The organism is Desertibaculum subflavum, assembly GCA_003576705.1.
Lineage (GTDB): Bacteria > Pseudomonadota > Alphaproteobacteria > Ferrovibrionales > Ferrovibrionaceae > Desertibaculum > Desertibaculum subflavum.
The window spans coordinates 38,696-45,867 of the sequence record QOZS01000044.1; the positions used below are offsets into that span (position 1 = coordinate 38,696).

The 7,172-nt window shown below is 67.9% G+C and carries 7 protein-coding genes; 1 reads left to right on the top strand and 6 read right to left on the bottom strand.

All coding sequences use genetic code 11. The features are described from left to right. Nucleotides 1-7 precede the first annotated feature (7 nt). From DT074_RS20500 to DT074_RS20515, 4 genes are all read right to left on the bottom strand, one after another. Nucleotides 8-1,006, bottom strand: a complete 999-nt coding sequence (locus DT074_RS20500) for an NADP-dependent oxidoreductase (RefSeq protein ID WP_119421730.1) — start codon at nt 1,004-1,006, stop codon at nt 8-10. 124 nt (nt 1,007-1,130) lie between these two features. Then, nucleotides 1,131-1,385: an accessory factor UbiK family protein gene (locus tag DT074_RS20505; protein WP_119421731.1), complete on the bottom strand. Its 255-nt coding sequence runs from the start codon at nt 1,383-1,385 to the stop codon at nt 1,131-1,133. A gap of 10 nt (nt 1,386-1,395) precedes the next feature. Then, nucleotides 1,396-3,036, bottom strand: a complete 1,641-nt coding sequence (locus tag DT074_RS20510) for an isovaleryl-CoA dehydrogenase (protein ID WP_119421732.1) — start codon at nt 3,034-3,036, stop codon at nt 1,396-1,398. Between the two features lie 105 nt (nt 3,037-3,141). Further along, complete coding sequence (locus DT074_RS20515; RefSeq protein WP_119421740.1) at nt 3,142-3,747, bottom strand: glutathione S-transferase family protein; 606 nt, start codon at nt 3,745-3,747, stop codon at nt 3,142-3,144. Between the two features lie 102 nt (nt 3,748-3,849). Between DT074_RS20515 and gcvA the strand changes: the two genes are divergently transcribed. Beyond that, on the top strand, nt 3,850-4,755 hold the full coding sequence (gene gcvA, locus DT074_RS20520; protein WP_119421733.1) for a transcriptional regulator GcvA: 906 nt from the start codon (nt 3,850-3,852) through the stop codon (nt 4,753-4,755). Nucleotides 4,756-4,762: 7 nt separating this feature from the next. Here gcvA and DT074_RS20525 read toward each other — a convergent pair whose 3' ends face one another. Together DT074_RS20525 and DT074_RS20530 are read right to left on the bottom strand one after the other, a co-directional pair. Further along, complete coding sequence (locus DT074_RS20525) at nt 4,763-5,194, bottom strand: CBS domain-containing protein (RefSeq protein WP_119421734.1); 432 nt, start codon at nt 5,192-5,194, stop codon at nt 4,763-4,765. Between the two features lie 171 nt (nt 5,195-5,365). Next, the gene (locus DT074_RS20530) at nt 5,366-6,838 is read right to left on the bottom strand and encodes a M23 family metallopeptidase (protein ID WP_162915048.1); all 1,473 of its coding nucleotides are present in this window, start codon (nt 6,836-6,838) and stop codon (nt 5,366-5,368) included. Nucleotides 6,839-7,172 lie beyond the last annotated feature (334 nt).

Consider the following 7,172-nt stretch of genomic DNA (forward strand, 5'->3'; position numbering starts at 1 on the left):
TTCTTTTCTACTCGACGCGCACCATCGCCTTGCCGGTATTGCCGCCCGCGAGCACGCGCACCAGCATGGCCGGCGCGCTCGCCAGGCCTTCGCCGATATCCTCGCGATAGGTCAGTCGGCCCTCGGCGATCATGCGGGCGAGGTCCGCTTCCGCCTCGTCGTAGCGGCTCTCGTAGTCGAGCACGATGAAGCCTTCCATGCGCAACCGCTTCACCACCAGCAGGCCCGGCACGCCGCGCGGGCCCGGCGCCGGCGTCGCGGTGTCGTATTGCGAGACGTTGCCGCAACAGACGATGCGGCCGAAATTCGCCATGCGGAACAGCACTGCTTCCAGCATCTCGCCGCCGACATTGTCGAAATAGACGTCGACGGATTTGATGCCCAACCGCTTGAGGCCTTCGCCCACGCTTTCGGCCTTGTAGTCGATCGCGGCGTCGAAGCCGAGATCCTGGACCACGTGCCGGCATTTCGCCGCGCCGCCGGCGATGCCGATCACCTTCGCGCCCATGCCCTTGGCGATCTGGCCGGCGATGGAGCCGACGGCGCCGGCGGCGGCGGAGACCAGCACCGTCTCGCCATTGCGCGGCCGGCCGATCTCCGCCATGCCGAACCAGGCCGTCTTGCCGGTAATGCCGAGCACGGAGAGCAGCGCCGTGGGCGGATCGAACATCCGTCGCTTGCGCAGGTTCCTCGCAGCCGTCACCGCGAAGCGCCGCCAGCCAGTGGCGCCCTCCACGATGTCGCCGGCCCGGAAGGAAGGATCGTTCGACCGCACCACCTGGCCCAGCGCGAAGCCTGCCATCACATCGCCCGGCTTGACCGGCGCCACATAGGTCGGCACCGGACTCATCCACGCGCGATTGGCCGGGTCGATGGAGAGATAGAGCGTGCGCAGCAGCACTTCGCCGGGGCCCGGCTCCGGCACCGCCGCCGCGCGCGCCTCGAAATGGTCCGGTGACAGCCGCCCATCCGGCCGCCGCGCCAGGATGATCTCAAGATTTTCCATCTTCCCTCCCCGTTGACTTCACCACCAACGCCGCCAAGAGAGCGAAGGAGCGCAATGAAGGTCGATGGGCGCAAAGCGCTGAAACTGCCTTCGCGTCCCTTCGCGCTCTTGGCGGCCTTCGCGGTTAATCCCGTGGCCCGAGACGGGCCTCCAGGGCAGCCAGTCGTTCAGAGAGGCGCTCGTTTTCCTCGCGCGCCTTCTCGGCCATGGCCTTCACCACTTCGAATTCGTCGCGCGTCACCAGATCCATATCGGCCAGCATCTTTTCCAGTCGGGCGCGGAAGGCGGCCTCCACTTCGTGGCGGGCGCCCTGCATGGCGCCGACGGCCGAAGCGGCCATGCGGGCCAGATCGTCGAGAATGCGGTTCTGCGTCTGCATCGTCGTCCCTCTACATAGGCAGCGGCGCGGCGCGCTCGACCAGGGCGCCCAGGTCGATGCCGCGCGGCAGCACGCCGTAGTGACCGGGCGCATCGCGCTCGATACGGCTCTGGATGAAGGCATCGGCGACGGCGCTCGGCGCATGGCGTACCAGAAGCGAGGCCTGGAACACCAGCATCAGCCGCTCCACCGTGCGGCGCGCCCGCGTCTCCGCCTCGGTCGGATCCTCGAGCTCGGCCTGCAGCGCCGACATTGCCTGGTCGAGACGCCGGTCCGCGCCGCGCGCCTGCTTCAGTTCCGCCGCTAGCACGGCGCGCGTCTCCGGCGAGCGCTCCAGCGCACGCAGCACGTCGAGGCACATGACGTTGCCGGAGCCTTCCCAGATCGAGTTGACCGGCATCTCGCGGTACAGCCGGCCCATGATGCCTTCCTCGACATAGCCATTGCCGCCCAGCACTTCCATCGCCTCGGCGGCGAGCCCGGGCCCGCGCTTGCAGATCCAGTATTTCGCCGCCGGCGTCATCAGGCGGCGGAACAGGGTCTCGCCCTCTTCCGCCTGCGCATCGAAGGCGCGCGCCAGGCGAAGCATGCAGGCCGTCGCCGCCTCGACCTCCAGCGCGATATCGGCGAGGACGTTCCGCATCAGCGGCTGGTCGACGAGCTTCCTCTGGAACACCGTGCGGTGCGCCGTGTGATGCAGCGCATGGGCGAGGCATGCCCGCATGATGCCGGTGGTGCCGAGCCCGCAATCGAGCCGCGTATAGGTGCCCATTTCCAGAATGGTGGGTACACCGCGGCCTTCCTCGCCGAGCAGCCAGCCGGTGGCGGCGTGGAACTCGACTTCGCTCGACGCATTCGACTTGTTGCCGACCTTGTCCTTCAGGCGCTGGATGCGGATTGCGTTCAGCGAACCGTCGGGCAGAAAGCGCGGCAGGAAGAAGCAGGAGAGCCCGCCGGGTGCCTGCGCCAGGACCAGGAAGCCGTCGCACATCGGGGCCGAGAAGAACCATTTGTGGCCGGTGACGGCGTAGGCGCCATCGCCCGCCGGTTCGGCCTGGGTCGTATTGGTGCGCACATCCGACCCACCCTGCTTCTCGGTCATGCCCATGCCGACCAGCGCGCCCGTCTTCTCCGCAATCGGGCGGAAGCGCGCGTCGTAGTTTGGCTTCAGGACGCGTTCGAGGAAGGGGCCGGCGACGCCGGGAAACCGGCGCAGCGCCGGGACGGAACCGAAGGTCATGGTGAGCGGGCAGAGCGCACCCTGCTCGACCTCGGCGAACAGCATGAAGGCGGCCGCACGCGCCACATGCGCGCCGGGCCGTGGATCGGCCCAGGGCCCGCTATGCAGCCCCTGGCCGCAGCCGATCGCCATCAGCCGGTGCCAGGCCGGATGGAACTCCACCTCGTCGCGCCGGCGGCCCTTCAGGTCGAAGGTCTTGAGGGTCGGCGTGTGCCGGTTGGCGAGATAGCCTAGCTCCATTGTCTCGGGCTTGCCGAGCAGCTCGCCGAAGGCGGTGAGCGACCGGTCGGCCCATTTAGCCCCTTCGCGCCGCACGCCTTCGCGCAGGGCCATATTGCCGGCATAGAGGTTGTAGGCCTCGAGCGGCGGCGACTGATTCAGGACCTCATGGGTCTCGAAAGGGGCGAGCATCGGCAACCTCCCGGGCGGCTGGCGGGATAGTACCGCCAAAGGCCATGGGATGCTTGACCCAGGGCAATCGTCCGACCAGGGCAATCTTCCGAAACGTCGCTCCGGCTAGCCCTGCGTGATCGGAATGTGCCGCGGCTCGGCGGCCACCCGGCCAAGCCAGGCGCGCACCGCCGGATAGGGGGTGAGGTCGATGCCTGCCTGATCGGCCACGTGCGTATAGGCGTAGAGCGCGATGTCGGCGATCGAATAGTGGCCGCCGACGAAGAAAGGCGCCGTGGCGAGATGCGTCTCCATCACGGCGAGCGCGGCCCGGCCGCGCGCCTGGCGCTCCGGTAGCTCGGATCGGCGCGGATTGTCCGGCGCCAGGTGGCGCAGGATATAGCGCGGCGTCGCCACATAGGGCTCGTGGCTGTACTGCTCGAAGAACATCCACTGCAGGGCCTGCGCCCGGCCTAACCGGCCTTCCGGCAGGAAAGGCGTGTCCTCGGCGAGATACCAGATGATGGCATCGGATTCGGCGATGATGCTGCTGTCATCTAGTTCGAGCGCGGGCACGCGGCCGTTCGGATTCTTGGCCAGGAATGCTGCCGTCCGCGTCTCACCTTTGTCGATGTCGAGCTCGATCCGCCGGTACGGAATGGCAAGCTGGTGCAGCAGCAGCCGCGCCTTGTAGCCATTGCCGGAATCCATGTAGTCGTACAGCGTCAGCATGGTGACCCCCTTCGGGCGGTGCCGCGGGAGATTGCGCCAGGCCGAACCGCGCGCAAGCAAGTCTTTCTCGGCGCCAGACTTAGATTTCCTTATGCTGCGCGGATGGCCCGCAAGCTGCCGCCGCTCAACGCGCTCCGTGCCTTCGAGGCCGCCGCCCGTCAGGGCAGCTTCGTCGCCGCGGCGGCGGAACTCGGCGTCACGCCGGCGGCGGTGAGCCAGCAGGTCAAGGCGCTGGAAGCGCGCATGGGCACCGCCATGTTCCGTCGCCTGCCGCATGGCCTGGTCCTGACCGAGACCGGCGCGCGCCTGCTGCCGACCTTGAGCGAGGCGTTCGATCGCGTTGCGGAGGCGACGACGGGCCTTTCGGCGCGCGCACCATCCGGCGTGGTCACCATCACCCTGCTGCCGGCGCTGGCGGCCGGGTGGCTGGTGCCGCGGCTCGGCCGGTTCCGCCGCGCCTATCCGGAGATCGACGTGGTGCTGCGCACCGATCGTCGGCTGCTCGATTTCGGCCGCGAGGATGTCGATCTCGCTATCCGCTTTGGCTGCGGCCCGTTCCGCGGCCTGGTGGCGCATCATCTGATGGATGAAGACGTGACGCCGGTGGCAAGCCCGCGCCTGCTGCACGCGCGCGGGCCGATCCGCGGCCTCGCCGACCTTGCGGGCGAAGTGCTGCTGCACGATACCGACGCGCATCCGGCGCAATGGTGGATGAGCTGGCGGGCATGGTTCGCCGCGGCCGGCTTGCCGGAGGACTTGGCTTCGCGCGGGCTGTCGTTCAGCGATTCCTCGGTCCTGATTGCCGCCGCCGTGGCGGGGCAGGGCATCGCGCTCGGGCGGTTGCCGATGCTGGAGGAGCATCTCGCGGAAGGGCGCCTCGTGCCGGTGCTGCCGGAGGTGAGGCGCGCGGAATGGTCCTATTGGGTGGTGGCGCCCGCGGCGCATTTCGCCCGCGCACCGGTCCGGGTGTTCCGCGACTGGCTGCTCGCGGAACACCCCCGGCGCTGAGCCGCCTTCAGCCGGCGGCGATGTACTGGCGGAGCGATTCGGCCTCCGCCTCGGTCTCCATCAGCCGGTACTTCACGACGTCGCCGATCGACACGATGCCGGCGAGTTTTCCATTCTCGGTGACCGGCAGGTGGCGGAAGCGCCGTGTCGTCATCTCACTCATGACGCGATCGATGCTGTCCTCAGGACGGCAGAACACGACGTTGCGCGTCATCACTTCGGCGACGCCCAGGGCGACCGCGCCGGCGCCGTGGCTCGCCAGTCCGCGCACCAGATCGCGCTCGGAGAGAATGCCGGCCACCCGGCCGGCGCGATCGAGCACGAGGACGGCGCCGATACCCTCGCGGGCGAGCATCGTTGCCGCCTCGCCGACGGTGGCATCCTCCGGCACCGAGACGATGCGGTTGCCCTTCTGCTTCAGGATCTGGGACACGTTCATGTCGGTTCCCTCCACATCGGCGTAAGAGGGCCCGACCGGGCGGATTTTCTGCCGCTTCTGCCATCGGGCCCGCTGAAAGCCCAGAAAGCGTCACCTAACTGCGTATGGAGGAATGATGCGCCGCTTCCGCAGGCAGCGCAATCGAGTTGTCGGTAACCTTATTTAATCAGCTTACTCGCCGTTGGCCGCAACCAGCGTGGCGCGGGCGCCCCTTGCCTCCAGGTCGCGGATGGCGTCGCGGAAGCGCTGCAGCTCGCGGCCTTCCAGCACCCGCCCGGTCGGGAAGCGCACGGACATCGGGTTGATCTGCTTGCCGTCGCGCAGCACTTCGTAATGCAGGTGCGGCCCGGTCGACCGGCCGGTGGTGCCGACATAACCGATCACTTCGCCCTGCCGCACCCGGCGGCCGGCGGCGACATCGCGGCCGAAGGTCGACATGTGCCCGTAGGCGGTCGAGAAGGTGCCGTTGTGCCGGATCCGCACATACTTGCCGTAGGCGCCGTTCCAGCCGGCCATTTCGACCACGCCGTCGCCGGCGGCCTGGATCGGCGTGCCGGTGGCGGCGCCGAAATCGACGCCCTTATGCATGGCGGTGAAGCCCAGGATCGGGTGCCGGCGCATGCCGAAGCTCGAGGTCAGCCTGGCGCCGTCGATCGGCGTGCGCAGCAGCGCCTTGCGCACGCTCTGGCCCTTGTCGTTGAAGTATTCCGGCTCCTTGGAATCGCTCGGGCTGTAGCGCCAATAGCGCAAGGTCTGCCCGGACAGCGTCATCGAGGCATAGAGGATGTCGCCGTCCTTGGCGGCGCGGCCGCCGGCATCGAGCATGCGGTCGAACACCACGTCGAAACCGTCGCCGGGCTGGATCTCGCGCTGGAAGTCGACGTCGTAGCTGAACAGCTTGATCAGCTCGTTCAGCACGGGCATTGGCATGCCGTGCCGGCGTGCGGCGAGGAACAGCGAATCGTCGATCTTGCCGGTGGCGCGTGCCATCGCCGGCGTCAGCTGCACGACGGTCTGCTCGGCCTTGAACTCGCCTTCGGCGGTGCGGCGGACGGCGACGCTGCGCTCGACCGACGGCGCGAAGGCGATCTCGGTCAGCTTCAGGGCGCCCTCGTCGCGGGCGAAAGTGAAGGTCAACTCCTGGCCGATCGACAGCTTGCGCGGGTCGTACAGGCGACGCAGCGCGCTCACCACTTCCTGACTTTCGCCACGGTCGACGCCGGCACTGACCAGCAATTTCATCAGGGTGTCGCCGCGGCCGACCGCCAAGGTGCGGGAGACCTGGTCGGCGGCTTCGGCTTCGCCGTCATCCTCGGGCTCGCCCAGCCGGAAGCCTTCGAACGGCGCGGCATTGGGCGTGTGGACCTTGTAATCGAGGCCGGCCCAGTCGAGCGTGGGATGCGGGAAGGTGGAGCGGGCATAGGCGACGAAATCGTCCGCCAGATTCTGCATCGCGGCGGCAAGCCGTGCCTGCACGGCCGGCGAGGGCCTGAGCGCGTTGGGCTGTTGCTTGATCAGCCAGGCAAGCGCCGCGCTGGCGATGAGGCCGGTGGCCAGCACGGCCACGGCGCCGAAGCGGGCAACCGCCAGGGCACGGCCCCTGCGTTCGGCGGCAAATGACTGAAAATGGCGGGTTTGGCGCACGATCCCCCGGCCTTTTGTGACGTCCCCTTCGGACGGGTTGCAGATTGGCCGGACGGTGTTGTGGTTGTCAACCTTAACGCCGCACGACGGTGCGAAGCTAAGTGTCCATCGGACCACGTTAATTTATCGTTGCGCGGATTTTTGTGAATCGTCGTTGACAAGCCGGCGACGCCCGACCTATAAGCCGCGCCCTGCCTGGGGGCGACCTTGGGCACCGCTCTTTTACAAGTGAATAGACGGAAGGGGGACGTGGCTGGCGGGTCCTGAGTGATGGGATCTGTTGGTTTGCGTTCCTTGAAATGCGATTGCCTGGGTTGGGTTTGGGTATCCTGGA

Bases quoted from the DNA above. Each gene is read 5' to 3' on its own strand.
- DT074_RS20500 (WP_119421730.1), bottom strand. From the start codon at position 1,006: ATGGAAAATCTTGAGATCATCCTGGCGCGGCGGCCGGATGGGCGGCTG.
- DT074_RS20505 (WP_119421731.1), bottom strand. From the start codon at position 1,385: ATGCAGACGCAGAACCGCATTCTCGACGATCTGGCCCGCATGGCCGCT.
- DT074_RS20510 (WP_119421732.1), bottom strand. From the start codon at position 3,036: ATGCTCGCCCCTTTCGAGACCCATGAGGTCCTGAATCAGTCGCCGCCG.
- DT074_RS20515 (WP_119421740.1), bottom strand. From the start codon at position 3,747: ATGCTGACGCTGTACGACTACATGGATTCCGGCAATGGCTACAAGGCG.
- gcvA (WP_119421733.1), top strand. From the start codon at position 3,850: ATGGCCCGCAAGCTGCCGCCGCTCAACGCGCTCCGTGCCTTCGAGGCC.
- DT074_RS20525 (WP_119421734.1), bottom strand. From the start codon at position 5,194: ATGAACGTGTCCCAGATCCTGAAGCAGAAGGGCAACCGCATCGTCTCG.